Genomic DNA, 25,738 nt, shown 5'->3' on the forward strand with positions numbered 1-25,738 from the left:
AAAACATGGCTAGCAAGCGTGACAAGACGAAGTCGCTCGACGAGGTAGTCGGCGAACTCCGCAGCGGAATGACGATCGGCTTGGGCGGCTGGGGATCTCGCCGCAAGCCGATGGCCTTCGTGCGTGCGATTCTGCGTTCGGACATCAAGGACCTGACCGTGGTCACTTACGGCGGACCGGATCTCGGACTGCTGTGCTCGGCCGGCAAGGTCAAGAAGGCGTACTACGGCTTCGTGTCCCTGGACTCCGCGCCGTTCTACGATCCGTGGTTTGCCAAGGCGCGCACCGCCGGTGAGATCGAAGTGCGCGAGATGGACGAAGGAATGGTCAAGTGCGGCCTCGAAGCCGCTGCCGCCCGTCTCCCCTTCCTCCCGATCCGCGCCGGCCTGGGTTCGGACGTCCGCAACTTCTGGGGCGACGAACTCAAGACCGTCACCTCCCCGTATCCCGAGGCCGACGGCCGTTCCGAGACCTTGATCGCGATGCCTGCGCTCAACCTCGATGCGTCGTTCGTCCATCTCAATCTCGGTGACAAGCACGGCAATGCCGCGTACAACGGCGTCGACCCGTACTTCGACGACCTGTACTGCATGGCCGCCGAGAAGCGTTACGTCTCCGTCGAACGCATCGTCGAGACCGAAGAACTGGTCAAATCCGTTCCACTGCAGAACCTTCTGCTCAACCGCATGATGGTCGACGCCGTCGTCGAGGCACCCAATGGTGCACACTTCACGTTGGCCGGCGAAAGCTACGGCCGCGACGAGAAGTTCCAGCGTCACTACGCCGAGTCCGCCAAGACCCCCGAGTCGTGGCAGGCGTTCGTCGACACGTTCCTCTCCGGCAGCGAAGAGGACTACCAAGCCGCAGTAAAGAAGTTTGCCGATTCATCAAAGGCAGGGGAGCAGGCAAAATGAGCGAATCCACCGTCACCCGCGCAGAGTACGTTGTTCTCGCATGCGCTGAAATCTTTTCCGGTGCAGGCGAAATCATGGCCAGCCCCATGTCGACGTCGTCCACCATCGGCGCTCGCCTGGCTCGGCTCACCACCGAACCCGACCTGCTGATCACCGATGGTGAAGCCCTCATCCTCGAGGACACTCCGGCAGTCGGAACGAAGGGCCCCGTCGAAGGATGGATGCCCTTCCGCAAGGTGTTCGACGTCGTCGCTTCCGGCCGTCGCCACGTTGTCATGGGTGCCAATCAGCTCGATCGCCACGGCAACCAGAACCTCTCCGCTTTCGGCCCGCTTCAGCAGCCGACGCGTCAGATGTTCGGTGTGCGCGGCGCCCCGGGTAACACCATCAACCACGCGACGAGCTACTTCGTCCCCAAGCACTCCAAGCGAGTGTTCGTCGACAAGGTCGACGTGGTGTGCGGTGTCGGCTACGACCAGATCGACCCCGAGAACCCGGCATACAAGTACCTGAACATCCCCCGCGTCGTCACCAACCTCGGTGTCTTCGACTTCGGAGGTCCCGGAAACACGTTCCGCGCGTTGAGCCTTCACCCCGGCGTCACGGCGGAAGAGGTAGCCGAGAACACCTCGTTCGAGGTTGCCGGACTCGCCGAGGCCGGTATCACCCGCGACCCCACCGCCGAAGAACTCCACCTCATCCGTGAGACCCTCGATCCGCGCAACCTCCGGGACCGTGAGGTCTCGGCATGACCCCCACCCTGAAGACCGCGCTGACCGAACTGGTCGGTGTCGAGTACCCGATCGTGCAGACGGGTATGGGCTGGGTTTCCGGGCCCGCACTGACGTCGGCGACGGCTAACGCCGGTGGTCTCGGCATCCTGGCTTCGGCCACGATGACCTACGACGAGCTCGAGCACGCGATCAAGAAGACGAAGCAGCTCACGGACAAGCCGTTCGGCGTCAACATGCGTGCCGACGCCACCGACGCCCCGCAACGCGCGGACCTGCTGATCCGTGAGGGCGTCAAGGTCGCGTCGTTTGCCTTGGCTCCCAAGAAGGAACTGATCGCCAAGCTCAAGGACCACGGCATCGTCGTCGTACCTTCGATCGGTGCCGCGAAGCATGCGGTCAAGGTTGCGTCCTGGGGCGCGGACGCCGTCATCGTCCAGGGCGGCGAAGGTGGTGGTCACACCGGCGGTGTGGCAACGACATTGCTTCTCCCCTCGGTTCTCGACGCGGTCGATATTCCGGTCATCGCCGGTGGCGGATTCTTCGACGGCCGCGGGCTGGCTGCCGCGTTGGCGTACGGCGCTGCCGGTGTCGCGATGGGGACGCGTTTCTTGCTCACCAGCGACTCTTCGGTACCCGATTCCGTCAAGCAGGAGTATCTCAAGCGCGGACTGACGGATACAACAGTCTCTCGCAAGGTCGACGGCATGCCTCACCGCGTGCTCAATACCGACTTGGTCAACAGCCTCGAAGCTTCCAGTTATGCAACCGGTTTGATCGCCGCAGCCAAGAACGCCACCAAGTTCAAGGCCATGACAGGCATGAAGTGGTCGACGCTCGCCAAGGACGGTCTGGCGATGAAGCGGTCGGGTGACCGCACTCTGATGCAGATCATCATGGCCGCCAACACCCCGATGTTGCTCAAGGCCGGACTGGTCGAGGGCAACACCGAAGCCGGTGTTCTCGCGTCGGGTCAGGTTGTCGGCATGATCAACGATCTGCCCAGCTGTAAGGAATTGATCGAAAGCATCATGGAAGGTGCTGTGGGGCGTATCGACGCGCTTGCGGCTCTTCGCTGACCCAGATTTGTCCGAGTGCGTCTCCCCCACTGCGCTTTACGCGTAGTCGAGGGAGGCGCACTCTGTGCGTTGCGCGGCACTACCCGGTCTGCCGGTGACGACGGTCCGGCACCTCGAAATACTGGGAGATTGCCACGGCGGCCATCTGCACGGGTGCAACGTGCCGATCGTCGATCTTGCCTCGAACCAGCGGGCCACTGATCGACAGACCGACTTCGGTCCCTCCCAGTGCACCGACCCGTACTCCGATACAGCCGAGTCCCGAAGTACACGTGCCGAATACGACGCCGCGCTGACGGTGGGCAATTTCAGAAGGCTGCGCGAGCGGCGAACGGCGATCCGCCGCCAAGAGCGCTTTGCCTATGGCCGAGGACCGTGCAGGAATTCGAGTGCCGACGCCTGTCTGGAGTTCGGGTATCGCCCGGCTGCCGATCTTCTGGACGTAGCGCACGTTGCTTCCCTCGAGGACTCCGAGATGGACAGCCTGATCCGTGACGAGGTGCAGGTTGTACAACAACGGCACCACCACTCTCTCGAACTTGTTTCGATACAACGAAATTGCCCCGAGGTCACCGAGCTTGTCTCCAACTTCGTACTCGAGCCCTTCTCGTCGAAGCCAGTCCATTCTCACAAGCTTCAGAAGCATCCTGTGCACGGACGACCGCGGAATTCCGGTTCGACGAGCCACCTCCCCCAGCGTCAGTCGAGGTGTGTCACGAAAGCAATCCATCACCATCGCCAGTCTGTCGAGAGTTGACATGGGTATGGGCTCTTCGGTGATCGGTCCGACCAACATGGATGTCTCCGTTCCGGTGATCCGTCCGTCGAGCGGGCACCGCTGGGCGATGTGTTCGCTGCCGACTGCCAATCTCGGCTCAGTCGGCGCGCTCCGCCAGGGCATTTCCCACCGTGCGGGAGACGAACCCGCCTGGTCACTGCCACCTGCACCTATACCGATCACCGGTTGCGCCCGTTGAACCTGAGCTCACTCCTCGCCACAGTGGCACGGACAGACCCCTGAACAGAGGACGGCGTTATGACCACAATGGACCTGGGCGAAGTCGACGAATTCCGCGTCATCGACGAAGGCGTTACCCCTGAGCGGTTTGCCCGCGGCTGGCACTGCCTCGGGCTCGCGAACGATTTTCACGACGGAAATCCACATCCGATCGAGGCCTTCGGCACCAAACTTGTCGTATTCGCCGACAGCCAAGGCGAGGTGAAGGTCCTCGACGCGTACTGCCGACACATGGGTGGAGACCTCAGTCAGGGCACGATCAAGGGAGATTCGATCGCGTGCCCATTTCACGACTGGCGCTGGGGAGGCAACGGAAAGTGCACGGCGATTCCCTATGCCCGCCGGGTGCCTCCGCTTGCCAAAACCCGCGCCTGGACCACGCTCGAACAGGATGACCTGCTCTTCGTCTGGCACGATCCCGAAGGCAATCCGCCTCCTGCCGAGGTCGCCATTCCGATCATCAAGTCTGCGGAGCACGAGTGGACCGATTGGGTGTGGAAGTCGATAGTCATCGATACGAACTGCCGAGAAATCGTCGACAACGTCGTCGACATGGCGCACTTCTTCTACGTGCACTTCTCGTTCCCCACCTATTTCAAGAACGTCTTCGAAGGGCACGTCGCGATCCAGGAGCAAAGTGGCATCAACCGCGACGACATCGTGACCTGGACCGACCCCGACGTGCCGAAGTTGGTCTCGAACCTCTCGGTGGCTGCCTATCACGGGCCGTCCTTCATGGTCGACGATCTGGTGTACCAGTACGAAATGTTCAAGGTGGATTCGGTTTTGATCAACTGCCACTACCCGATCAGCCCGAACAAGTTCGTCCTGATGTACGGCATCACCGTCAAGAAGACCGACGAACTTCCCACCGGAATAGCGGACCAAACCGTTGACGCGATGATCGGTTACATCGGCGTCGGGTTCGAGCAGGACATCGAGATCTGGAAGAACAAGACTCGCATCGACAACCCGCTGCTCTGCACCGAGGACGGTCCGGTCTATCAACTGCGACGCTGGTACGAACAGTTCTACGTCGACGTCGCCGACGTCACGCCCGAGATGGTCGATCGCTTCGAATTCGAAATGGACACAAGCAAACCCATCGAGGTGTGGAAGCAGGAGGTCGCGGACAACATCGCTCGCAAAGCCGCTGCAGGGGTGGACCGATGACCATGGAACCGCTGGACTGTGAGCGGTGCGGAGCATACGTCCTCGTCGAGAAGAACAGTTGGCACCACACGTCGACTCAGTGGCGATCAGATTCTCGCACCACATGTTTGGAGTACCGCGAACACGTCGCACCGACGAGCATTCGATCCGGAAGCTGCTCCGAGTTGAGAAAGTCCATCAACAGAGCCGCAGTCGACGGGCGCATAACCGTACCCGAATGACACTCGCCCTCGCGGCCACGACGGCTCACGCAAGGGCGGCGGACAGATCCCGAGACAGCGTGCCCTTGTTCTCCACCTCGATGGTCTCGCAGCCCTGCCAATGCGCAGTTCTGCGAAGGAGTTCCGCCAACCGGGGAGCAGTGTCGGCGTCCGCGGTGGGTTCGGCCCACGCCGCGCGCACCAGCAGCCGACGGTTCTGACGGTCGTTCTTCAGATCGACTCGGGCACAGATCTTGTCGTCGATCAGGACCGGGAGCACGTAGTACCCGTGAACTCGCTTGTGGGCTGGAGTGTAGATCTCGATCCGGTAGTGAAAGTCGAAGAGCCGCAACGCTCGATCGCGTGCCCACACTACCGGATCGAAGGGGGACAACAACGCTTCCGCACGGATGGACCTGGGACGCTTCGCTTGTGGATCGATCCACACTTCTCGTGCTTTACCTCGACGCTCCCAGCCGTCGACGGATACCCGGCGCACACTGCCGGCCTCTTCGAGTTCCTGCAACGCGGTTCGTGCTTCTGCGCTGGGCAGACGAAAATAGTCGGCGATGTCGTCGAGTGTGCCCAGACCATGTGCCCTCACTCCCCGCAGCACCAGCTCGCGTATCGCCTCCGACCGCTCGACCCGTGCGTCGAGTATCTCGGGTTCAAGCATCTGCTCGGCCAGGCCGTAACGACGCTCGAAACCGGCGCGCCCCGCCGAGACCACCTCGCCCCAACGGAACAGCGTCTCGAGCCCGACCTTCACATCGGACCACCCCCACCACGGACCGCGTCGTGTGTTCGCTTCGTGTTCGATCTCGCTCGCCGCCATCGGACCGTTGTCGCGCAACTCCTGCCGCAACCAATCGAGGAAGACACTCCGGTCGGAAGCCCACCCGTCCTTGTCACCGAGTGCTTTGGCGCGAAACTGATCCATCCGCCAGCGGAACAACGGCCACATGTCCACCGGCAAGAACGTTGCCTCGTGGCCCCAGTATTCGAGGTAACCCGAGCCGGGGGCGAAGGCGAGCTGATCGAGTCTGGATTTGTCGTACGCCCCCAACCGAGCGTAAACCGGCAGGTAGTGACTGCGCTCGAAGACATTGACCGAGTCGATCTGCAGCACCTGCAACCGGTCCATCACGCCGACCAGATTGCGACGCGTGACCGTCGTGGGATGCGATTTGCCGAATCCCTGAGCGGCAAGCGCTATGCGACGGGCAGCTGCCAGTGACACGACTTCGCTCATAGTGGGCCAGACTACGCACACCCACCGACACGTTTCAGGAGGCCGATGTTCCGCGGCGCGTGGACACGGTCGAGGCGGCCTGACGGCCGAACAGTACTGCCGACATGAACATCTGCAACCTGGCCGCGTTCTCCGCGGCAGCGTCGAATTTCATCATGCGGCCGACGTCCGGAACCAGGTTGAGCGCAGCATGAACCACGAACTTCGCCTCTACCGCCGACAGTTCAGGCCGGATTTCGCGGAGTACCCGCGCCCATTCGACCACGTAAAGCTTCTGGCGATTCTTCAGATCGCTTCGATGACTCGGCAGAAGGTTGTTCATCTCGGAGAAGTAGACCGACATCAATTCGTGCTGTGCGAACGACAATTCCACGTACATCGCCGACAATGACCGGAGCGCTTCTTCGTGTGAGCCAGCGGAATCGAACACCGCTGCAGTAGCCAAGTCCAAGCGATCTGCGGCTCGATAGAATACGGCGCCGAGAAGCTCGGCCTTGCTGGGAAAGTAGCGGTACATACCGGAGGCGTTCAAGCCGGCGGCCGCAGCGATCTCTTCGATGCTGACGTCGTGATACCCGCGAGAGTCGAAGAGTCGCACGGCTTCCTGCAGCAGACGTTCGCGTTTGTTCGTGGTCACCGTTCTGGGCAACGAGGACTGCTCCAGGCGGCTCGCGGTGGTTGCGCCCTCGCCGTGATCTATCGCCAGACACGCCTCGAGCAGAACCTGCTCCATCACCCGCTGGGGCAGTAAGAGATTATGGACGGTGATGCTGCCGATCACGCTGAACATCGCTGCCACGACGAGGGTCTTTTCACGCGCCGTCATTGCCGGATCGGAGCGCGAAAGATGCCGGGCTACCCGGCGATTGACCGCACTGGCTTGCGCTCGAACGGATTTCCGATCGTCGGCTTCGAGATACCGGCTCTCCCACCGATAGATTCCGGCCGTACGCCGATTGCGAATTGTCGTTCTTATCACTGCAATCAGATCTTCGCGCAACCGCTGCGCGTCGGTCGCTGCAGGCGCAACCGAGACGACGTCCAGGGCACTGGCGAGCGCTTCGGTCAACTCCAACGCCGCGTGGCGGAACATCGCGTACTTGTTCGGAAAGTGCCGATAGAGCGCCGAACCCGAAATACCCACAGCCGACGCGATGTCATCGACACTGACAGCTGGATATCCGCGCTCACTGAACGCGATTGCCGCCGCTGCCGAGATCTGCGCCTTGCGATCCTTCGGGCGCCTCTTGACGGAATCGGACCTCGCCTGCCGAACAATCCCGCTCGACGACTGCGCGTCGACGAACTGCTCGCTCGGGCTCACCGTCTACCCACTCTCCAGCCTTCACGCTCGAAGTACCTCGATCCGCCTGTCCAGCAGACGAGAATCAGCATAAGCATGATTCCGAGGATTCACACACATTTTTCAGCACATTGCGTTGCTGCCGCCAGATAACAGCTGGTGAAACGCCGTTCGATCACGACATACAACTTCGCCCTGACGCCAGCCGACGAGCCCCTCACCGAGAATTTCGGTTAACAAAACGTTGCCCGAAGCCGCCGACAATGGGTAGGGTCACCGCTCGAAGCTCAGTCCCTACCGCCGCGAAGCAATCCGACTGACAGATTCGGAATATTCGTAAACATACACGGGGCGGTGGCATGAACAGCCCCGATACTTCCACGTCAAAAGCGGAAATTCGATCAACACTGCAGACAAGTCGACGAGAATTTCGGTTCACATAATGCTTGCTTGGACACATATATGTGTGAGATGCTTCACAGGCAGTTCGCTCGACCGCCAGCGCTCGAACAGTTCGAACTCCGTGCCGAACACTGTTGATCTGCAAAGGAATTCAATTAGATGACGTACGAGCTACCAGCCGCGAAGGGCCCGGTGCGAGACGTAGCGTTACAGGGGGGCTATCTGATCGGATTCTCGGTTCAGGCACTCTTCGGCCTGTTCACGGCAATCCTCCGCAGACGACTCTCGTTGCACGAGACGGTTACCCAGACCCTGTTCATCGGCCGCGTCAGCACCGGCCCATCGTTGCTTCTCATGATTCCGATCGGTGTCTTCATCGCCGTGTCGGTCGGCGAACTGGCAGGCAGGATCGGCGCTGGTGGCTATTCCGGGGCAGTCGTGGCTTTCATCATCGTCGGTCAAGCCGCGGCATTGGTGTGCGCATTGATGATGGCCGGTGTCGCCGGGTCGGCGATCTGCACGGATCTGGGTTCACGAAAGATCCGTGAAGAGATCGACGCGATGGAAGTGATGGGCATCGACGTGATCGAGCGCCTGGTCGCACCGAGATTGGTTGCAGCAGTGATCGTCTCCCTTGCACTGTGTTCGATGGTGACCTTCGGCGGTGTGATCGCGTGCTACCTGTACCACATCTACGTCCAGCATCTTCCCGCCGGAACCTTCATGGCAACGTTCAGTCAGTACGGTCGATCTTCCGACTTCGTCATGGCTTTGGTGAAGGCGGCAATCTTCGGCCTCGCTTCGACTTTGGTTGCCACCTTCAAAGGTCTGCATGCAAAGGGCGGCCCTCGCGGCGTTGCCGACGCAGTCAACGAAGCGGTCGTCATTGCGTTCGCGCTCGTCTTCATCGTCAACACGGTGTTGTCCGCGTTGTACACCGTGATCGTGCCGGCAGTCGGTGAATTCTGATGTCACTCGTCGATCTCCGGATCCGAGCGCGTCAGGCCGGCAGGCCGTTACGGACCGCAGGCGACGGCTTGGTATCGCTCGGTCAGCACGTCACCTTTTACATCCGCACCATCGCCTCGATACCTTTCGCTCTCACCAAGTACCGCAAACACGTGCTCGGACAGATCAGCGAAGTCAGCTTCGGAACGAACTCGCTGTTGTCCGGCGGCGGAACCATCGGCATCGTGTTCGCGATGTCTCTCGCCGCCGCGATGATGCTGGGTGTGGAGACACATCGCGGTCTCGAACTTGTCGGCATGACTTCGCTCTCGGGCATGCTGTCCGCGGTTGCCAACACACGCGAACTTGCACCTGTTGTCGTCGCTATCGCGTTGGCAGCCAAAGTCGGAACGGGTTTCACTGCCCAGATCGGGGCCATGCGTATCTCCGACGAGATCGACGCCCTGGACTCGATGGCGATCCGATCGATCCCGTTCCTCGCCGGTACGCGGGTGATCGCTGCCATGATCTGCGTCATCCCGATCTACATGATCGGACTCTTGGCCAGCTACCTCTCGACCCGACTGGTCGTCGTGTTCTTCAACGGCGCGTCGGCAGGTACTTACGACTACTTCTTCCATCTGGCGATCTCGCCGCAGGACCTCCTGTATTCGGGACTCAAGGCGGTGGTCTTCGCCGCCGTCGTCGCGCTCGTGCATTGCGCGTACGGCTACTACGCCTCGGGCGGACCGGCGGGTGTCGGTCAAGCTGCCGGCCGCGCGCTTCGGACCGCCATCCTTGCGATCGGAATCCTCGACGTGCTGATGACTTTCGGCCTGTGGGGCCTCGTCCCCCAGATCCCGGGAATGGGGATCTGAGCCGTGGACAGACTCACTACACGCACGAAGATCGTCTATGCACTGCGCGGCACCATCGCCATCGTGGTGGCCGTCGTGGCAGCAGTGACGATGGTGCTACGCGGATCCGGAAACCTCGAGCAGAGCACCGACGTGTTCGTCGCGGTTCCGGCCACGGCGGGCCTGATCAGCGGCGAGGCACCGGTCCGGTACCACGGGGTCAACATCGGCCGAATCGGTGAAATCGAATCAGGAACAACAGAATCCGTTGTGCAACTACAGATACAGACTGACGATGCATCAAAGATTCCCGCCGACGTGATGGCTCGCGTCGTTCCACGTACGTTCTTCGGTGACATCTACATGCAACTCGTGGACGACCCGACGCGACAGGGCCGAACGACCCTCTCGGACGGTGACGAAATCCGCATGGACGACGGACCCGAGGCCGTCGCCCTCTACGACGTGTACACCAAGTTGGTCGGAGTCCTCACAGCGATGCAACCCGAGAAACTTCAAACGGCTCTGACCGCACTCGGCCAAGCTCTGGACGGAAACGGAGCCGAGATCGGTACCACGATAGACAATCTCAGCGCCGCTTCCGGTGCACTGGCTCCTGCCGCCCACCAATTCCTGCAATCCACTCCGGAATTCCGAACTGTCGTCGACGCACTGGACCGCGCGACCCCCGACATTCTCGATACCCTCGCCGCAGCCACATCCGTCTCGAACAACATGGTCGCCAACAGGGCGAACCTCGAGACCTCGATCGGCGCGGCGGCCGTATTCGCCGCGACCGTCGACGATTTCGTCGCGACGAACAACAGCAACATCATCACTGTGATCGATTCCGCCGGAAAGATACTCGCGACCACCGCCGCCAATCCCGACGGACTGCGTTCCACTCTCGCCAATGCCAGCACGTTCGGCGCCGCCGGAGCTCGGGTCTTCGCCACCGGAAAGTTCGACATCACAGCAGTCGCCACGTTCGCCGAACCGCTCCCCTACACGGGCGCCGATTGCCCGCAGTACGGGGACTCGCGCGGCGCGCAATGTTCCGGCGCCAACCTGACGCCAATGCAACCCGTCAGTGCCCCGGTCGTGGGCGACGAAGCCGAGGCTGCCACGCTGCGATACCTCGAAGACCAACTGCAGGGCGGCTCGCCGGAGCAGTCGGACACCCCCAACCCGGCAACAACACTGATGTTGGGGCCGATGGTCAGAGGTAACGAGGTGACCGTCCCGTGAAGGTCCGTCCTGGCCAGGTTATTCGGTTGTCACTCTTCTGCATCACCGGCGTCGCCTGCGCGTCGTTCGTGGCGAACACGTTGTCGGTTCCGGTTCGCGGAAGCACTGATTCGTACTCGTTCGAGTTCACCGACGTCGAAGGACTCAACCCCGGTAACCCTGTCACCATGTCGGGTGTGCGCGTCGGCCGCGTGGACTCGGTCGCGTTTGCCGACAACGGCGGCGGTACGAGCAAGGCGATCGTCGACGTCGAAATCGAATCACAGTATTCACTCGAGTCGGATGTCCGTGCCGCAGTTCGTTACGGCGACATGCTGGGTGCTCGATACCTGGCACTGACCCAGGATCACAGTGCGACAACGGTATCCGCACAACGGCTCGAACCAGGTGACACGATACCGCTGGCGCAGACAACTCCGCCGATCAACTTGACCGCACTGATGAACGGCTTCAAACCGTTGTTCGCCGCACTCGAGCCCGAGCAGGTGAACACCCTCACGCGGAGTTTTGTCGAAACCTTCAACGGTCAGGGCCAAGCAATGACCACACTTCTCGATCAGATCGCGGCCATGAGTTCCGGCCTGGTCGACCGTCAGGACGTCTTCGCGCAACTACTCACGAACATGAACACTCTTCTCACCTCCGTGGACGAGCGCCAACCCGAATTAGTCGGTCTGCTGGACGGTTTGAACAGCCTGAGCACCGCCGTCGTCGGTCAGAACGATCAACTGGTCTCGCTCTTGGACCAGGGAAACCGGACTGTCTCGTCGTTGGCTCAGATCATGGCCGGGTCGAATGGCGCATTCGGTCAGACCGTGCAACAACTCGAAAGTGTCACCGGCAGTTGGATTGCGAGCACCGACGAGTTCAACAGGCTGGTCACCAACCTTCCCCAGTTCGCCGACGCCGCCAACCGTATCGGCAGCTACGGAAGTTTCATCAGCCTGTATCTGTGCAATTTCACTCTGAAGGCAGGCGACATGGAGGCCAACATCTTCGGTCCGACACATTCACCGGTGTGCTCATGATGTTCCTGGTCAAACTGATCGACGTGTTCGTCGGCATCATGCTCTTCCTGTTCAAAGGGGATCGCCGACGCAGCGGTAGCGGAACAGCTCTCGCGCTGGGTAGTCTCGGAATCTTCGTTCTGGTGGTGGGACTCGCCGCCGCACTGGGCATTCCGAAACTCTGGTACAACGTCCGCACGTCGGCATACACAGCCGAGTTCGCCAATGCCAGCGGGCTCTCCGACACAGACCCCGTCTATGTTGCCGGGGTTCCCGCGGGCCGAGTGGATTCGATCGATCTTGCCGGCGACCACGTGGTCGTCAACTTCCGCTTGGACAAGGATCAACCCTTGGGAAACCAAAGCACAGCGACTGTGAGACTCAAGACGGTCCTGGGCAAGCGCTACCTGGAGATCGTGCCGGCCGGCGTGGTCGACGACTCCGACGGGCGGGTCATTCCGCTCTCTCGCACAACCGTGCCGTACAGCCTCGACGACGTCAGCAGTGACGCCACCAATGCTGCCACGGGTGTCGACCTAGCGGCGATGGAGTCCATGATGAACACCCTGTCGCAGGTGATTCCCACGGATTCCGATCAGGTGGGCCGGGCTCTGGCCGGAATCAGCGGCGCCTCGGCTGCTTTCGCGCAGAATGGTGAGCAGATCGACCAGATTCTCAGCATGTCCCGCGAGCTGTCGGACATGGCTGCGGCACAAACCGATTCGATAGTCGGTACTGCGGCCAATGCTCAGACGATCGTTCGCACTCTTGCGATGCGCAAGGACGCCTTGACTCAACTGGTCGACAACCTGACAATCATCATCTCGAAGCTCTCGACCACCTTCGTCGATCGTCAGGAAGAGTTCGGGGCCATGACCGACAACCTGGTCGCGGTCACCACCACGCTGAAGAACAACGCAGATCAGATCGACCTGCTGCTGACTCGTCTTCCTTCCGCTCTGCGTTCGGTCACCGACTCCACCGGCACCGGTAATTGGACCGACGTCAACGCGCCGGCGGCCGTGATCCCGGACAACCTGCTCTGCGCGCTCGGCATCATGGAGGGCTGCAAGTGAACACACGAAAAGCTGTCACTGCCATGCTGGTCGTGACCCTGGCTATTGCACTCCCCGGTTGGTACGTCTTCGGACGAACCGATCAGTCCAAGACCGTCTACGCCGATTTCAGCTACGTCGGCGGGATCTACGAGGGAAGCAAGGTCACCGTCCTCGGAGTCGGCGTCGGGACAGTCACGTCGGTGGAACCTCGCGGAACTTCTGTTCGAGTGGCGATGTCGATGCCCAACTCCGTCGATCTGCCCGCCGACGCTTCGGCCTATGTTCTCAATCCGTCGGTTATCAGCGATCGCCACATCGAACTCGGTCCGGCGTACACCGGCGGAGAGACGCTGAAAGACGGCGATCAGATTCCGATCGAACGGTCCCACTCCCCCATAGATTTCGACGGGTTGATGGGAAGCGTCAGCACTTTGGCCGACGCATTTGCCGGGGACGGAGGCAATCTCGGTGATCTCGTGAGCCGCGGCGCCGCCGGATGGCAGGGCCAAGGCGATCAATTCAATACCGCAATTCGCAACCTCAGCACGGCAACCGGAGTTGTCGGCGCACGGTCGGAAGACATCGGTGCCCTCGTCGACAATCTCAACACGTTGATGAATGCTCTCGACGCGCGGCAGGTCAGCCTGGACGAACTTGTCGGTGACCTCGGCGTATTGGGTGATCAGTGGGCGGGCCAGAACATGGACATCTCACAGCCTCTGCAGGATCTGCAGGTCGTCTTCGACCAGTTGAACAGTTTCATGACAACTCACGGCGACGATGTCGGCGCAATAGCCGACAACGTGCGAGTTCTCGGTGACACTCTGGCTTCCAAACAACCTGGCCTCGCCGAGTTCATGGACCTGGTGCCGTTGATGATGCAGAACCTCTCCCAAACTATCGGCCCTGATCAGCGCGGGCGCATCCGGCTCAACGTCTCGACTGCATTGACTCAGTTCGCGGTTGCAAAACCGCTGTGCGACACCTACAAGTTGCCGATCTGCACCGGGGCCGGGTTCACGAATCCGATTTCCTTCCCCCTCAGTACTTCTGATCCGCTCGGCATCGCCTCCGCGATTTCCGGCGGAGCCGTCCCCGGAGGTGGCAATTGACGCGGCACTCGGTTCGAATAGTCGCCGGTGCCACGATCATCGGTGTGGGTTGTGCGGCCGTGTTCGCCTTCGGCGGCTGTAGCGCAGGCATTCAGGACCTTCCGCTGGGTCGTTCGGCCGACGGTGACGCGTACAACGTGGCGCTACAGTTGGCCGGCGCCGACGGTCTGGTGCTGGGAGCAGACGTCCGCAGCGGCCAGAAAGTCATCGGTCGAGTATCCGCACTGTCAGCCGACGTCGTCGGAGCCGACGTGACGCTGAGTCTGGACGCCGCGACGCAGTTGCCGGACAACGTCGAAGCATCCGTCGAACTCCCGTCCGCACTGGGAAACCCTTTCATCAGACTTCGGGTGCCGGAAGTTCCGTCCGGCTCCACGCTCAGCGACGGCGACACGATTCCGGAGTCTCGCACCGAGATCGGTCCGCAGGTCGAAAGTGCACTTGCCACCCTCGGCACGGTTCTGACCGGAAGCGGTATCGATCAACTCGACACCGTTGTACGCGAACTGAACACCGCGTTTTCCGGGCGCTCGGGTGAAGTTCGTTCTCTGACCGAGACCCTCACTTCGCTGATGGCAGAGGCAAGCAGCCACCGCAGCGAGTTCGACGAGGCCGTCGACCTCGCTGCCCGGGTCTCCTCCCAACTGGCTGGGCAACGGGTAGTTGTCGACAACTACCTCGATTCCGTTCCACAGGTGGTGTCGATTCTCGTCGGACAGAAGGATCAGATTGCGAGCCTGTTGAACTCGACCGTTCAGCTCGCCACCAACGCAAACACCATCCTCGATTCCTCACCCAACGGGCTCGACGCGATGCTGCACGATGCGTCGACCGTTGTGGGAACTCTGGATTCGTTCAATTCGGAGATCGGCCAGACACTGGCGAACATGAACGGGTTGCTCGAAAACTTCACCAGTGCAGTCCAAGGTGACTACCTCGTGTTCGACGGCGCTCTGGATATTCCGGGAACGATCGACAAACTGTGGAGCGGCGGTATGGCAGGTCAATCGATCGCGCCGGCGGGAACTCTCACCGATCTACTTCAGGGAGGTCCACGTTGAGTCGCCTTGCGCTTGTTCAACTCGTCCTGTTCGCTCTGATCGCCGCTGTAGTCATCCCTTTCGGAATCGTCTACGTGGTCGGCCCTCAGGGTTTCGGTGGCCAAATCCGGCTGCACGCCAACATGTCCGACGCCTTCGGACTTACCAAGGGCACGGTCGTCACGTATCGCGGAGTGCAGGTGGGGAAGGTGAGCGAAGTCGAACTCGACGCAGGCACCCGCTCGGCTCGGGTGGAACTCTCACTCAACGACAACACGGAGATACCCACCGACAGTGTCGCCAAGGTGACGATGGGTACAGCCGCCGGAATCCAGAACGTCGACATCTACCCCACCACGGATCACGGCCCCTATCTCCGAGATGGCGACGAGATCGCCATGCCCGCGGATCAGCAGCCGGTGCAGATGAGCCAGTTGATGCTTCAGGCGTCCGGTGTCCTGGAAGGGATTGATCCACAAGCGATCAGCGACATCGGGACCGAATTGGGGAATTCGTTCAACGGGCTCGGCCCGAGCTTGGCGACGATGATCGACAACGGTGGGACCATGTCGGCGCAGTTGAACGACCAGTCGGCGGAACTCGCCGCGCTGCTGTCGCGAACCTCCACGTTGGTGGACTCCATGGCGACACAATCGGATTCGTTTGCCCGAGGAATGGCGGCTGCCAAGAACTTCACCGAACAACTCGAATCCAACGCTCCGGTGCTGATCTACCTCACCGATCATTCGCCCGCCGCCCTGAACAGCGCTCAACAGTTGTTCGACAAGTACCACAACACTTTCGGAGCGGTCCTGGCCAATCTCGTCACTGTCGCACCGATCATCTCCGACCGCACGGACGCCCTGGAAACCGGACTGGTCACGATCCCCGAAGGACTTGCCAAACTGGCATCCATCGTCAAAGGCGATCGCGCCGATTTCGCGTTGGTTGCCACGCAAGGGCCGGTGTGCAACTACGACACTCCCAGGCGAGAGGTAGGCGATCTCTCCCCCACCAGTCCGAGTCTGGCGATGTACTGTCCCCCCGCCGACGACCTCGTCCAACGCGGAGCACAGAATGCTCCCCGCCCGAACGACCTCGGATTGCAGAACTCGACGGTCCCTGGCACGCCGATCGGACCGCCCGTCGTCCCAGATCCGATTCTGATTCCGACCGGAGTCGACGCCCTGAACTACTGGAGATTGATGTTGGAAGGACTGGGAAATGGCACACCGTGACAACGCACTACTCGACGAGGCAGAAGCCGAGGTGGCCGAACATCCGACTTCTCCGTCGCTACTTCGCCGCCTGAAGGAGCCACGCAACGCACTGATCTCACTAATGGCGGTAGCGCTGGTCGCAGCATTGGTGGTGCTCGGATTCCAGATGTACTCGGCGAATCAGGAAGACACGCTGCGGCAGGAAGCGCTGGACACCGCGAGGGAGTACTCGACCATCATGTCCTCCTTCGACTATCAGAACCTCGATGCCAACAAGGACACCATCGCGTCGATGTCGACCGACGAATTTGCCGGCACCTACCGAACCATGGTCGATTCACTGCGCGAGGTTGTCGCTGGAGGCCAAGGTCAGGCGAGCGCGACAGCGACAGACGTCGGCATCGACACGCTCGAAGATTCGTCGGCCGAAGTACTCGTGTTCGTCGACCAGCAGGCCAAGAACATTGCTGCGCCAGAAGGCAATACACAGAAGTACCGGATGGTCATATCCCTGGTCCGCTCGGACGACCGGTGGCTCGTGAGCAACGTCGAGACCAAGTAACTCACCCCTCACGGAGGAAGATCGATGCCCACTCACTACCTGGATTCGGAAAAGTCCGAGTCGTCTCTTCGAACCGATCAGACACGCATCACCATCACGGCCGAGCGTAGGCGGTGGGCCCGTAAACCCGCACACATCACCGACGCACTCGATTTCTGGTCGTTCGCGGGTGCCGCTGCCAACGTCATCCTGCAGCTCGGCTGGCCCGAGGTCGCCTACGGCGTCATGGAGAGCAAGGTCGAATCGGGTGCTCTGACAGTGCATCCGTGGAAGCGCGCACGAACCACGACGCAGTACCTGACGGTCGCGATCCTGGGTAACGAGGAAGAGCGAAAGGCTTACCGCGAGGCCGTGAACTCGGTGCACCGACATGTGAAGTCGGATTCAAACAGCCCGGTCAAGTACAACGCCTTCAATCGCGAACTCCAATTATGGGTTGCTGCATGCCTGTTCATCGGTTTCGAAGACAGTCATCAGTTGCTGCACGGCAAGATGTCCGAAGAACAGGCGGAATCGTTCTATCAGTCCGCGTCAACGTTGGGAACGACGCTGCAGGTCACCGAGGAGATGTGGCCGGCCACCCGCGCCGACTTCGAGCGCTACTGGAACCTCGGTTGCGAACGCGTCGTCATCGACGAACGCACCAAGCAGTATCTGGTCGACCTCGTCAACCTTCGAATGATCGCGTGGCCGATACGCCTGGTGTTCCGAAACTTGCTGCGGTTCCTGACGGTCGGATTCCTACCACCGATCTACCGCGACCAACTCGACCTCGAATGGACCGAAGACGATCGCCGCCGATTCGAACACCTCTTCATTTTCGTGTCGTTCGTCAACAGGTTCATCCCACGCTCCATCCGTCAGGCCGGCAACACCATTCAGATGCGCGACATTCGCCGTCGGATCAAGGCGAGCAAGAATCTCGTTTGAGCCCAGGACCGGCAGCGCGATGATCGTTTCAATTCTGCTGCGCTGCAGGTAAATCGGGTCGGTCGGTCGACAACCGATCACGGCTGGACAGGGGTTCCAGAGCGACTGAAATCGGGTCGAAAAGCCGACAAACCGGGCCGATCGAGCGACACATTCGCCGCGCAGCGACGCCGTCGAGGCGCTTTTGAAGTGACTTGCATCACACTTTATCTCGTTTATGTAACGCCATGAGAGGTGGCATATCGCCACGCAACCTGGGAAAACACTCTTTGATGCATTTCTGTTGCACAAACATGTGTCGACACGCCGACCCGTGACCAATCCGTAATCATCTCTTATGGTTGGTGACAGCCCGATCAACCGGGCATTACCGAATCGCCACCGCCCGTCCCACCCCGCGGTTCGGACTCGACAACATTCCTAGTGGTGGGAGCGGAGCTGAGACGGTCACCGTCCTCCGTCGGCGGGACTCGAGAGGATTTACAAAAAATGACCAAGACCACCGTTACCCGTGCCCTTGCCTCTGTCGCCGCAGCCGGAGCTCTCGCAGCCGGAGCCGTCGGACTGACCGCCGGCACCGCATCTGCAGCCACCCACGACTGGTCGGGTGTCGCGGAATGCGAATCTTCGGGCAACTGGGCTGCGAACACCGGAAACGGCTACTACGGCGGACTCCAGTTCAGCCAGAGCACGTGGGAAGCCTACGGCGGAGCGGGCAGTGCCGCCAACGCCAGCCAGGCAGAACAGGTCCGCGTCGCGGAAAACGTCCTCGCCGGTCAGGGCGCCGGCGCGTGGCCGGTCTGCGGACAGTACCTCCGCTGATTCCAGCTCACGTAATGCGTCACTGCCCGGTGTTCGTCGNNCGACGAACACCGGGCAGTGTCTTTTCAACCGACAGTTATCTTCCGCTGCCACTGCTGTTGAAAGAAGTTACGTCAGTGCGTGATCCATCAGGATGCCGCGGCGCGAGCGAGGTGTACCGGCTGGCCTTACTGTCACCCATCAACCCACGAAGCCGCATCCACCATCGTTGGAGCATCCGTCGGACCCGGCTACCCGAAGTGACCGGCGCCGCCGTAGACGCGGACGGGATGGGTTCCTTGCGCACATAGTGCTCCATAACCCCAGCTTAACCCTCTTTCGATGCCCAAAGGCTCGATTGCAACCACTGCCTCGCAGCCCTTACAACGACCGAACAAACCGTTCCGGCGAACTCGGTGGCCCATTCTTGACCAGGCAGGCGAAGCGGTCGGGTAAATCTCGTGGCCCGAACACTTCTCGACCTTCGTGTGACAGAAGGCGGTCAACGCTCCACCACTCGAAGTGCTCGACAAACTCGGAGGCAAGCGCTTCGCGCCCCAACGACCCACAGGGCTCGAATGCAGCCTCCACCGGCACGAGGAAGTAGTCGTTGATCGCACCGTCCCAACCCGGCAATACTGTCGGATCACGGATCTCCTCATGCCACACATGGGTGGCGGCGCCGTAGTCGCGCAAGCCGATCTCCTCGTCCAGTTCGCGCGCGAGCGCCTCGGACGGGATTTCGTCTCCTTCCAAGCCTCCGCCCGGAGGACACCAGACCGTCAGCCCGCCCCCGGGTGCGATGAATCGATAGAGCAGAAGACGGGACTGGTCGTCAACGACCAACCCCCTGGCCGAATGCCTCAGATGCATGAGTGCCACTGTAAGGCGGCAGGTCAGGCCATAACGGCCAACTCCGGCAACCCTGCAACCACAACCGCAAGGTTGTAGCCGGACATCCGCAGTTCTCCGTTGTCCCCGGTCCTCGCGTACTCCGCATGCCCGAAAGCCCGCTCGTGTTTGACCCCGTCCGGGGTGACTCCTTCAGCCGTGGACAACCGATGAAACTCGGTGCGCGTCGGATCGCCGCCGAAACGGCCGAACCCCGCGATGCTGTCGCCTTCCGCTTTCATGACGTAGACGTGGCGGTCGGCGATACCGAGGTCCGATTCCACCTTGGCCCGCACGCCGGGCGAACCGTAGAACACCACGTCGTCGACTGCTGCGCTGGCTCCGCGCTGCAGCGCAAGAGAAGTCGCGAGCGATCCGTAGGAATGGCCCAGCGCTGTGATGTGGACGCGGTCGTTGACCGACGCAGCACGAAGGCCGTGAAAGAAGCTGCCCAATGCGTCGGCGGCTATGCCTGCTTTGGACGATCGACTGACGTCGAAGCTGGCCCGACCGATGTCGAACTTTCCAGGCCCGATCACCTGTGGCGCGTCGTATCCGATCCAGGCGATGGTGGCCACGCTTTCCCTTCGGCCGGCCAGTTCGAGTTGGCGCATCGCCTCGGCTCGCAATCGTGTTGCCTCGCCGACCATTCCGCGCATCGAGTCCTTGACGTTGGTGTTCAATCCAGGAATCGTCACGGAGATGTGATCCGCGGTGTCCGGATCACCGATCGCAATTGCGGCGAAGCCTCGTTCACCCGAGCGCATGTCCATCAGCAGCAATCGTCGACAAGGTTCGGCATGGAACAACTCGTCGAGCGCGTCCAAATCCTCGAGTTTACGTTCGGCGTACCACTGGCCGGCCCCGGTGTTGCTCAGTCTGCCGCCGAAGAACTCTCGGTGAAGTTCTTGCGAGATTCGCACCGAATCATCTTGCAGCCGTGCGCGTTCCGATTGAATCCGATCGAGATTGGCAGGACTGCGAACCGCTGCAGGAATTCCGTCGAGGTTGGCGATCAGATCGGGTGCGTGGCGCAACATCTGACGCTGCCGATCAGGGCTGAACGCTCGCCACTCCTCCCCCACGCGCACAGCTTTGTCACGGAGGTCGGTGCCGACCTGGGACCGCAGCGACAACGCATGATGAAGATCCGCGCTGACGAGCAATGCCTCACCGATCAGTTCTCGCACTGCAACCTCGAGCAACTGGGCGTGCACGTGGAGCGGGTGACCGTCGGCGATGGGCGCAACGGCAGAGACGGTTCCGTCCTGACGAATATGCAAGTCGTCGGCGACGGCTTCTTTGCGCAGAGTGGTCAGTCGTCGACGGATGTCGCGGACGCGGTGAGCGACCAGAACGCCTTCCAACCCAGCGGACAGCTGATCCAAGGCTTCGACGTCCCATACGTCGATATCTGTGAGATCCACTCGGGTCAGGACGAACGAGCAGCGATCCGAGCCTGTACTTCCGGGCGACGCAACGGCGGGACGGTCTGCGGCGGCTGTCTACGAGGCGGCAGGGCGCTGAGCAGGCGTGTCGTCGTTTCGGTTACCTCACGCACCGCTTGCTCGAAGGCGTCTCGATTGGCGTCGGACACCTTGGCTATCCCGCTCACCTTACGTACGTATTGGCGAGAGGCTGCCTCGATCTCCTCCGGCGTAGCTGCGGGCTCGAGTCCACGAAGTTCAGTGATGTTTCGGCACATAATTCGACGATAACCCTGCTCACCGACGCCGTCACGGTTCGATACATCAATGTATCCAAACTGCCACGCAGATTCGGGCATCACGGTAGTTTCAGTGAAATTCCCCCAGTGACTGGAAGTAGCCACTAACTCATGGACTCTGCACTCACCTCCGTCGGCCTACCCGCCGCACTCGCCATCATCATGTTCGGCCTCGGGCTTTCCTTGACGGTCGGAGATTTTGCCCGCGTGGCAAAAGCGCCGAAAGCCGTCTCGATTGCCCTGATCTGTCAGTTGTTGTTGCTCCCGGCTGCGGCCTTCGGCCTGGTCAGGTTGTTCGACCTCGACCCTCTGCTCGCCGTCGGCATGATGCTTCTCGCCGCATCACCGGGCGGCACGACGGCAAACCTGTTCAGCCATCTGTTCCGCGGCGATGTTGCTCTCAATGTGACACTGACTGCGGTCAATTCGGTGATTGCGGTGGTGACCCTTCCACTGATCACCAACTTCGCGCTGGGGTACTTCGAACCCGAAGACGCGGACGGCACCCTCGGACTGCAGTTCACGAAGGTACTTCAGGTCTTTGCCGTCGTACTGATTCCTGTCGCCCTCGGAATGTGGGTTCGATTGCGCTCGAACGCCTTTGCCGAGCGCATGGACAAGCCCGTCCGCATCGGATCTGCGGTGGTTCTGGCACTGGTGATCGTCGGAACGGTTGTATCCGAACGCGAGAACATCGCGGACTATCTCGTCGACATCGGCGCCGTCGCTGCGTTGTTCTGTCTGCTGAGCCTTTCGATCGGTTACGTCGTTCCCCGGTTCTCCGGCATCGAGGACCGACAAGCCATCGCCAGTTCCATGGAAATCGGCATCCACAACAGCACGCTGGCGATCACCATCGCCGTCAGTCTTCTCGACAATGTGCAATTGGCAGTACCGGCGGCGGTGTACGGCGTTCTGATGTTCCCGCTCGCCGCGGCCTTCGGCGCCACCATCACCCGCAAGTCACGGACATTGGCCGAAATCGACTAAGATAAGGCGGTTTTCGATATAGGTGGTCTGGTATCGCCGACCCTACGATCGATACGGACTCAGACCGAAGGGTATCGAAGAATGCTGACCACCACACCTACCGTGCCGGACGAACGCGCCTGGCAAGAACTAGTCGACGCACTGACCCGTCGCCGATTCGGCATCGGAGCCGGAATGGCAGCAGTAGCAACAATTCTGTCGTCCTGCAGTTCCAGCGACGGTTCAAATGCCTCTGATGACGCTCAAATGCGCACCGTCACCACGCCGTTGGGAACTTACGACATACCGACCAACCCCAAGCGGGTCTTGGCCGTCGACGCCCGAACCGACCTCGAGCTCGCCATTGCCCTCGAACTACCGGTCTTCGGATACAACATCTCACCCGCCACCGAGTGGGTTCCCGTCGACGACTCGGCCGAATACCTCAGCGACAAGCCCAATCTGGAGCAGATCCTCGGACTCGCACCCGATCTCATCATCTGCGTCAACGCCGACAACGAGTACTGGCCCGCTGCAAAGCTTCAAGCCATCGCTCCTGTCCTGACGACCGAATCGAAGCAAACGTGGCGGGAGAACCTAACCCACCTCTCCGATTGGTTGGGTCGAACACCCACCATGGATCGCCTGATCACCGACTACGACGCTCTGATCACCGACATTCGCTCTCGACATGCTTCGGCGATCGCGGGAAAGACCGTCGCAAGCTTGTCCTACAGTCCGGACAAGGCCACGATCTACATCGACAGCCTTCCCGTGTCGGAGGAAACTGGCAAGAAGAATCGCCAACCCACCGACATGACGCTCGCCGACATCGGCGGAAGAACTTTGAAAACAACCGGTTTCGACAATCAGGGACGGCTGAGCATCGAGGAGATGGATCGCCTTCGCGATTGCGACGCGTTCATGGTTTCCGTCACCGACAGCAGCGACACCACCTTCGATCAACTCTCGGACAACAAGTTGTGGCAACGACTTCCAGCCGTGCAGTCCGGGAACGTCACCGTTCTGCACGGCAGTACGTACTACGGATCCATCTACACCAACACGTACGTAGCCAAGGGCTGGGACGAACTCTATTCGACGCTCGACTAGTCGGACTTGTTCGTAGAGATTCCGGCTGCTCCCGAGCGGTCGGCATTTCACGTTTCGAGGTCGATACCCAATGCTCCGGAGAGGGTCCGCAGACAGATCACTCTCAACTCTTCCTGCGGTATCGAAGGTTGATCGAGCCAGTCGAGGCAGACGGCCCGGACGAAAGCGATCCATCCCCGCACTGCGACGGCAGCGATCTGTCTTTTTTCGCCCTCGAATTCCAGTGCGTCGAGGATTCGAATCTGCTGCTGTTCGAGTTCCCGTTCGACGATCGCTCGGATGCCGGCCTCGGCTGAGAGCGTGCCCACGTTGATGGCGCGCACTCCCCTGCTGTGCGACTTCACGTACGCGAAGTACGCATCCAACCCGGCTGCCACTTGTTCGCGCACCGGCAGCGACGCGTCGGGTGCGGTCACCTCGAGCAGGTGCTGCGATTCGCGCTCGACGATTGCGGCGAAGAAGTCTCGCTTGGTCGGAAAATAGTGGTACATCAACCCGCGCGAGACGCCCGCAATCTCGGCGACCTCTTCGATCCACACGTCCTCGTACGAGCGGTCGGCAAAAAGTTGCGCGCCGATGTCGAGCAACTGCGTGCGCCGCTGCTCTCGGTCCAGGCGTTTTCGTGGTGCAACCATAGGCAAGTCAGATTACTACTTGACACCGATTCAGTAAGGCGTACTTTGCGTACTAGACACCAATTCAGTAAGCGATCTCACCCGGGGGACACATCATGAGCGTCGACACCACTCCAGAGGCGACGACCGATGCTCGGATCCCGCATCCGGCGTGGCGCCTGCCAGTTCTCGGCGACGTCCTCGGGATCAACATCCGGACGCCTCTGCAGAACTCCGTGAGCATCGGCCGAGAACTCGGGCCGATCTTCGAAAGAAACGTCCTGGGCAATCGCTTCGTCTTCGCCTCGGGCGCGGACATGGTGGCAGAACTGTCCGACGAGTCCCGGTTCGCGAAACACCTCGCACCCGGGGTCAAAGCGCTACGCGGAATCGGCGGCGACGGACTGTTCACGGCGTACAACCATGAGCCCAACTGGGGCAAGGCGCACAATCTCCTGGCACCGACGTTCAGCCAGACTGCGATGCGCTCGTACCACCGCACCATGCTCGACGTGGCCGGCGAGTTGGTCGACCACTGGGACAGTCGTGAAAGTGACTCCCCCGTAGACGTCTCCGCTGACATGACCAAGCTGACACTGGAGACCATCGGACGCACTGGATTCAGCTACTCGTTCGACTCTTTCGAACGTGAAGAGCAGCACCCGTTCGTCAAGGCAATGGTCGGCGCACTCTCCCATTCGCAGCGCACGACGTTCCTGAAGTCGACCGCCCTCGGGCGAGTGCTCGCGCGTCGCGCTGATCAACGTGACGAGGTCCGCAAGGCGTACATGGCCGAGGTTGTGGACGAAGTGATCCGTGCCCGGCGGACAAGTACCGAACCGGGGCCTGAAGATCTCCTCGAACTGATGTTGCGGGCGGCACGCGAAAACGATCCCAACCGTGTCGACGAACTGAACATCCGCCACCAGGTCGTGACCTTCCTCGTCGCCGGACACGAAACCACCTCCGGCGCATTGTCGTTCGCGCTCTACTACCTCTCGCAAAACCCTGAGGTGCTGGCCAAGGCTCGAGCCGAGGTCGACAAGGTGTGGGAGGGTGAGGAACCCGCCTTCGAGAAGATCGCGAAACTTCGATACGTGCGACGCGTCCTCGACGAATCGTTGCGTCTGTGGCCGACCGCTCCCGCCTACGGCCGCGCGGCACTCGAAGACACCACGCTCGTCGGCAAGTATCCGATGAAGAAGGGTGATTGGATGCTCGTCCTCATCCCCTCACTTCATCGCGATCCGGTGTGGGGCAACGATCCCGAGGCGTTCGATCCGGATCGATTCTTGCCCGCCAACATCAAAGCCAGGCCGGCGCACGTGTACAAACCCTTCGGGACCGGTGAACGTGCCTGCATCGGAAGACAATTCGCCATTCACGAAGCGGTCCTCGTATTGGGCACCATCTTGCAGAAATATACGATCGAAGCTGATCCGGCTTACGAGTTGAAGGTAGCCGAACGGCTCACCCTGATGCCCGAAGGCTTCAACGTGACGGTCCGCCGACGCTGACCTCGGAAAACTGCGTCGAGTAAGTCGGTTGAACAGTCCCAAATGCGGTAATC

25 protein-coding genes and 2 pseudogenes are annotated in these 25,738 nt (G+C 60.9%); 19 read left to right on the top strand and 8 right to left on the bottom strand.

Annotation, left to right across the window (positions count from 1 at the left end):
* Nucleotides 1-5: 5 nt before the first annotated feature.
* Genes ipdA through DBV08_RS22060 form a run of 3 tightly spaced genes read left to right on the top strand, consistent with a single transcriptional unit; the run spans nt 6 to nt 2,724 of the window.
* Nucleotides 6-914 carry a cholesterol ring-cleaving hydrolase subunit IpdA gene (gene ipdA / locus DBV08_RS22050; RefSeq protein WP_003945662.1) on the top strand — a complete coding sequence of 303 codons (909 nt, stop codon included), beginning with the start codon at nt 6-8 and terminating at the stop codon, nt 912-914.
* Nucleotides 911-1,666 carry a CoA-transferase subunit beta gene (locus DBV08_RS22055; RefSeq protein WP_003945796.1) on the top strand — a complete coding sequence of 252 codons (756 nt, stop codon included), beginning with the start codon at nt 911-913 and terminating at the stop codon, nt 1,664-1,666. Before ipdA ends, DBV08_RS22055 begins: the two co-directional genes overlap by 4 nt.
* Nucleotides 1,663-2,724: a nitronate monooxygenase family protein gene (locus DBV08_RS22060; protein ID WP_124568834.1), complete on the top strand. Its 1,062-nt coding sequence runs from the start codon at nt 1,663-1,665 to the stop codon at nt 2,722-2,724. The genes DBV08_RS22055 and DBV08_RS22060 overlap by 4 nt, the downstream gene beginning before the upstream one ends.
* A gap of 79 nt (nt 2,725-2,803) precedes the next feature.
* Here DBV08_RS22060 and DBV08_RS22065 read toward each other — a convergent pair whose 3' ends face one another.
* The gene (locus DBV08_RS22065; RefSeq protein WP_235172392.1) at nt 2,804-3,349 is read right to left on the bottom strand and encodes an IclR family transcriptional regulator; all 546 of its coding nucleotides are present in this window, start codon (nt 3,347-3,349) and stop codon (nt 2,804-2,806) included.
* Between the two features lie 39 nt (nt 3,350-3,388).
* A pseudogene (locus DBV08_RS32960) lies at nt 3,389-3,460 on the bottom strand (helix-turn-helix domain-containing protein); the annotation flags it as partial.
* On the opposite strand from DBV08_RS32960, the gene DBV08_RS32385 reads away from it, so the two are divergent.
* Together DBV08_RS32385 and DBV08_RS22070 are read left to right on the top strand one after the other, a co-directional pair.
* Entirely contained in the window at nt 3,435-3,701 is a 267-nt protein-coding gene (locus DBV08_RS32385) for a hypothetical protein (protein ID WP_185564883.1), read from the top strand. The pseudogene DBV08_RS32960 and the gene DBV08_RS32385 sit on opposite strands and share 26 nt — an antisense overlap.
* A 59-nt stretch (nt 3,702-3,760) precedes the next feature.
* Nucleotides 3,761-4,915 carry a Rieske 2Fe-2S domain-containing protein gene (locus DBV08_RS22070; RefSeq protein WP_124568835.1) on the top strand — a complete coding sequence of 385 codons (1,155 nt, stop codon included), beginning with the start codon at nt 3,761-3,763 and terminating at the stop codon, nt 4,913-4,915.
* Between the two features lie 246 nt (nt 4,916-5,161).
* Here DBV08_RS22070 and DBV08_RS22080 read toward each other — a convergent pair whose 3' ends face one another.
* Complete coding sequence (locus tag DBV08_RS22080; RefSeq protein ID WP_095970988.1) at nt 5,162-6,367, bottom strand: winged helix-turn-helix domain-containing protein; 1,206 nt, start codon at nt 6,365-6,367, stop codon at nt 5,162-5,164.
* 34 nt (nt 6,368-6,401) lie between these two features.
* On the bottom strand, nt 6,402-7,691 hold the full coding sequence (locus DBV08_RS22085) for a TetR/AcrR family transcriptional regulator (protein WP_124568836.1): 1,290 nt from the start codon (nt 7,689-7,691) through the stop codon (nt 6,402-6,404).
* A 540-nt stretch (nt 7,692-8,231) separates the two neighbouring features.
* On the opposite strand from DBV08_RS22085, the gene DBV08_RS22090 reads away from it, so the two are divergent.
* From DBV08_RS22090 to DBV08_RS22140, 11 genes and pseudogenes are all read left to right on the top strand, one after another.
* On the top strand, nt 8,232-9,041 hold the full coding sequence (locus DBV08_RS22090; RefSeq protein ID WP_095970986.1) for an ABC transporter permease: 810 nt from the start codon (nt 8,232-8,234) through the stop codon (nt 9,039-9,041).
* Nucleotides 9,041-9,898: an ABC transporter permease gene (locus DBV08_RS22095; RefSeq protein WP_095970985.1), complete on the top strand. Its 858-nt coding sequence runs from the start codon at nt 9,041-9,043 to the stop codon at nt 9,896-9,898. Before DBV08_RS22090 ends, DBV08_RS22095 begins: the two co-directional genes overlap by 1 nt.
* A gap of 3 nt (nt 9,899-9,901) precedes the next feature.
* Nucleotides 9,902-11,125, top strand: coding sequence for an MCE family protein (locus DBV08_RS22100; RefSeq protein ID WP_124568837.1), 1,224 nt, complete (start codon nt 9,902-9,904; stop codon nt 11,123-11,125).
* Nucleotides 11,122-12,153 carry an MCE family protein gene (locus DBV08_RS22105; RefSeq protein ID WP_124568838.1) on the top strand — a complete coding sequence of 344 codons (1,032 nt, stop codon included), beginning with the start codon at nt 11,122-11,124 and terminating at the stop codon, nt 12,151-12,153. Before DBV08_RS22100 ends, DBV08_RS22105 begins: the two co-directional genes overlap by 4 nt.
* Nucleotides 12,153-13,208: an MCE family protein gene (locus DBV08_RS22110; protein ID WP_124569050.1), complete on the top strand. Its 1,056-nt coding sequence runs from the start codon at nt 12,153-12,155 to the stop codon at nt 13,206-13,208. The genes DBV08_RS22105 and DBV08_RS22110 overlap by 1 nt, the downstream gene beginning before the upstream one ends.
* On the top strand, nt 13,205-14,302 hold the full coding sequence (locus tag DBV08_RS22115) for an MCE family protein (RefSeq protein ID WP_124568839.1): 1,098 nt from the start codon (nt 13,205-13,207) through the stop codon (nt 14,300-14,302). The genes DBV08_RS22110 and DBV08_RS22115 overlap by 4 nt, the downstream gene beginning before the upstream one ends.
* Entirely contained in the window at nt 14,299-15,363 is a 1,065-nt protein-coding gene (locus tag DBV08_RS22120) for an MCE family protein (protein WP_124568840.1), read from the top strand. Before DBV08_RS22115 ends, DBV08_RS22120 begins: the two co-directional genes overlap by 4 nt.
* The gene (locus DBV08_RS22125) at nt 15,360-16,580 is read left to right on the top strand and encodes an MlaD family protein (protein WP_124568841.1); all 1,221 of its coding nucleotides are present in this window, start codon (nt 15,360-15,362) and stop codon (nt 16,578-16,580) included. The genes DBV08_RS22120 and DBV08_RS22125 overlap by 4 nt, the downstream gene beginning before the upstream one ends.
* A complete protein-coding gene (locus DBV08_RS22130) occupies nt 16,567-17,124 on the top strand; it encodes a mce associated protein mas1a (RefSeq protein ID WP_124568842.1) in 558 nt (185 codons plus the stop codon). Before DBV08_RS22125 ends, DBV08_RS22130 begins: the two co-directional genes overlap by 14 nt.
* Nucleotides 17,125-17,148: 24 nt before the next feature.
* Nucleotides 17,149-18,054: an oxygenase MpaB family protein gene (locus DBV08_RS22135; RefSeq protein WP_124568843.1), complete on the top strand. Its 906-nt coding sequence runs from the start codon at nt 17,149-17,151 to the stop codon at nt 18,052-18,054.
* A 489-nt stretch (nt 18,055-18,543) separates the two neighbouring features.
* A pseudogene (locus tag DBV08_RS22140) lies at nt 18,544-18,870 on the top strand (transglycosylase family protein); the annotation flags it as partial.
* Nucleotides 18,871-19,236: 366 nt separating this feature from the next.
* On the opposite strand, the gene DBV08_RS22145 reads toward DBV08_RS22140, so the two are convergent.
* The 3 genes from DBV08_RS22145 to DBV08_RS22155 are packed head-to-tail and all read right to left on the bottom strand — an operon-like array spanning nt 19,237 to nt 21,451.
* Nucleotides 19,237-19,728 carry an NUDIX domain-containing protein gene (locus tag DBV08_RS22145; RefSeq protein WP_124568844.1) on the bottom strand — a complete coding sequence of 164 codons (492 nt, stop codon included), beginning with the start codon at nt 19,726-19,728 and terminating at the stop codon, nt 19,237-19,239.
* A 23-nt stretch (nt 19,729-19,751) separates the two neighbouring features.
* Nucleotides 19,752-21,173, bottom strand: coding sequence for an alpha/beta hydrolase (locus DBV08_RS22150; protein WP_124568845.1), 1,422 nt, complete (start codon nt 21,171-21,173; stop codon nt 19,752-19,754).
* Nucleotides 21,174-21,178: 5 nt separating this feature from the next.
* Nucleotides 21,179-21,451: a DUF2277 domain-containing protein gene (locus DBV08_RS22155; RefSeq protein WP_003945457.1), complete on the bottom strand. Its 273-nt coding sequence runs from the start codon at nt 21,449-21,451 to the stop codon at nt 21,179-21,181.
* A gap of 132 nt (nt 21,452-21,583) precedes the next feature.
* Here DBV08_RS22155 and DBV08_RS22160 point away from each other — a divergent pair, with 132 nt between their 5' ends.
* Nucleotides 21,584-22,462 carry a bile acid:sodium symporter family protein gene (locus tag DBV08_RS22160; RefSeq protein ID WP_124568846.1) on the top strand — a complete coding sequence of 293 codons (879 nt, stop codon included), beginning with the start codon at nt 21,584-21,586 and terminating at the stop codon, nt 22,460-22,462.
* An 81-nt stretch (nt 22,463-22,543) separates the two neighbouring features.
* Nucleotides 22,544-23,554, top strand: coding sequence for an ABC transporter substrate-binding protein (locus tag DBV08_RS22165; RefSeq protein ID WP_124568847.1), 1,011 nt, complete (start codon nt 22,544-22,546; stop codon nt 23,552-23,554).
* A 47-nt stretch (nt 23,555-23,601) separates the two neighbouring features.
* Here DBV08_RS22165 and DBV08_RS22170 read toward each other — a convergent pair whose 3' ends face one another.
* Complete coding sequence (locus DBV08_RS22170) at nt 23,602-24,189, bottom strand: TetR/AcrR family transcriptional regulator (protein ID WP_124568848.1); 588 nt, start codon at nt 24,187-24,189, stop codon at nt 23,602-23,604.
* A gap of 95 nt (nt 24,190-24,284) precedes the next feature.
* Here DBV08_RS22170 and DBV08_RS22175 point away from each other — a divergent pair, with 95 nt between their 5' ends.
* Complete coding sequence (locus DBV08_RS22175; protein ID WP_124568849.1) at nt 24,285-25,685, top strand: cytochrome P450; 1,401 nt, start codon at nt 24,285-24,287, stop codon at nt 25,683-25,685.
* Nucleotides 25,686-25,738: the final 53 nt, after the last annotated feature.

This window comes from Rhodococcus sp. KBW08, from assembly GCF_003852455.1.
Classification (GTDB): Bacteria; Actinomycetota; Actinomycetes; order Mycobacteriales; family Mycobacteriaceae; genus Rhodococcus_F; species Rhodococcus_F baikonurensis.

Bases quoted from the DNA above. Each gene is read 5' to 3' on its own strand.
- ipdA (WP_003945662.1), top strand. From the start codon at position 6: ATGGCTAGCAAGCGTGACAAGACGAAGTCGCTCGACGAGGTAGTCGGC.
- DBV08_RS22145 (WP_124568844.1), bottom strand. From the start codon at position 19,728: ATGCATCTGAGGCATTCGGCCAGGGGGTTGGTCGTTGACGACCAGTCC.
- DBV08_RS22130 (WP_124568842.1), top strand. From the start codon at position 16,567: ATGGCACACCGTGACAACGCACTACTCGACGAGGCAGAAGCCGAGGTG.
- DBV08_RS22070 (WP_124568835.1), top strand. From the start codon at position 3,761: ATGACCACAATGGACCTGGGCGAAGTCGACGAATTCCGCGTCATCGAC.
- DBV08_RS22165 (WP_124568847.1), top strand. From the start codon at position 22,544: ATGCTGACCACCACACCTACCGTGCCGGACGAACGCGCCTGGCAAGAA.
- DBV08_RS22065 (WP_235172392.1), bottom strand. From the start codon at position 3,349: ATGGACTGGCTTCGACGAGAAGGGCTCGAGTACGAAGTTGGAGACAAG.
- DBV08_RS22080 (WP_095970988.1), bottom strand. From the start codon at position 6,367: ATGAGCGAAGTCGTGTCACTGGCAGCTGCCCGTCGCATAGCGCTTGCC.
- DBV08_RS22110 (WP_124569050.1), top strand. From the start codon at position 12,153: ATGTTCCTGGTCAAACTGATCGACGTGTTCGTCGGCATCATGCTCTTC.
- DBV08_RS22095 (WP_095970985.1), top strand. From the start codon at position 9,041: ATGTCACTCGTCGATCTCCGGATCCGAGCGCGTCAGGCCGGCAGGCCG.
- DBV08_RS22135 (WP_124568843.1), top strand. From the start codon at position 17,149: ATGCCCACTCACTACCTGGATTCGGAAAAGTCCGAGTCGTCTCTTCGA.
- DBV08_RS22170 (WP_124568848.1), bottom strand. From the start codon at position 24,189: ATGGTTGCACCACGAAAACGCCTGGACCGAGAGCAGCGGCGCACGCAG.
- DBV08_RS22175 (WP_124568849.1), top strand. From the start codon at position 24,285: ATGAGCGTCGACACCACTCCAGAGGCGACGACCGATGCTCGGATCCCG.
- DBV08_RS22090 (WP_095970986.1), top strand. From the start codon at position 8,232: ATGACGTACGAGCTACCAGCCGCGAAGGGCCCGGTGCGAGACGTAGCG.
- DBV08_RS22155 (WP_003945457.1), bottom strand. From the start codon at position 21,451: ATGTGCCGAAACATCACTGAACTTCGTGGACTCGAGCCCGCAGCTACG.
- DBV08_RS22060 (WP_124568834.1), top strand. From the start codon at position 1,663: ATGACCCCCACCCTGAAGACCGCGCTGACCGAACTGGTCGGTGTCGAG.
- DBV08_RS22055 (WP_003945796.1), top strand. From the start codon at position 911: ATGAGCGAATCCACCGTCACCCGCGCAGAGTACGTTGTTCTCGCATGC.
- DBV08_RS22160 (WP_124568846.1), top strand. From the start codon at position 21,584: ATGGACTCTGCACTCACCTCCGTCGGCCTACCCGCCGCACTCGCCATC.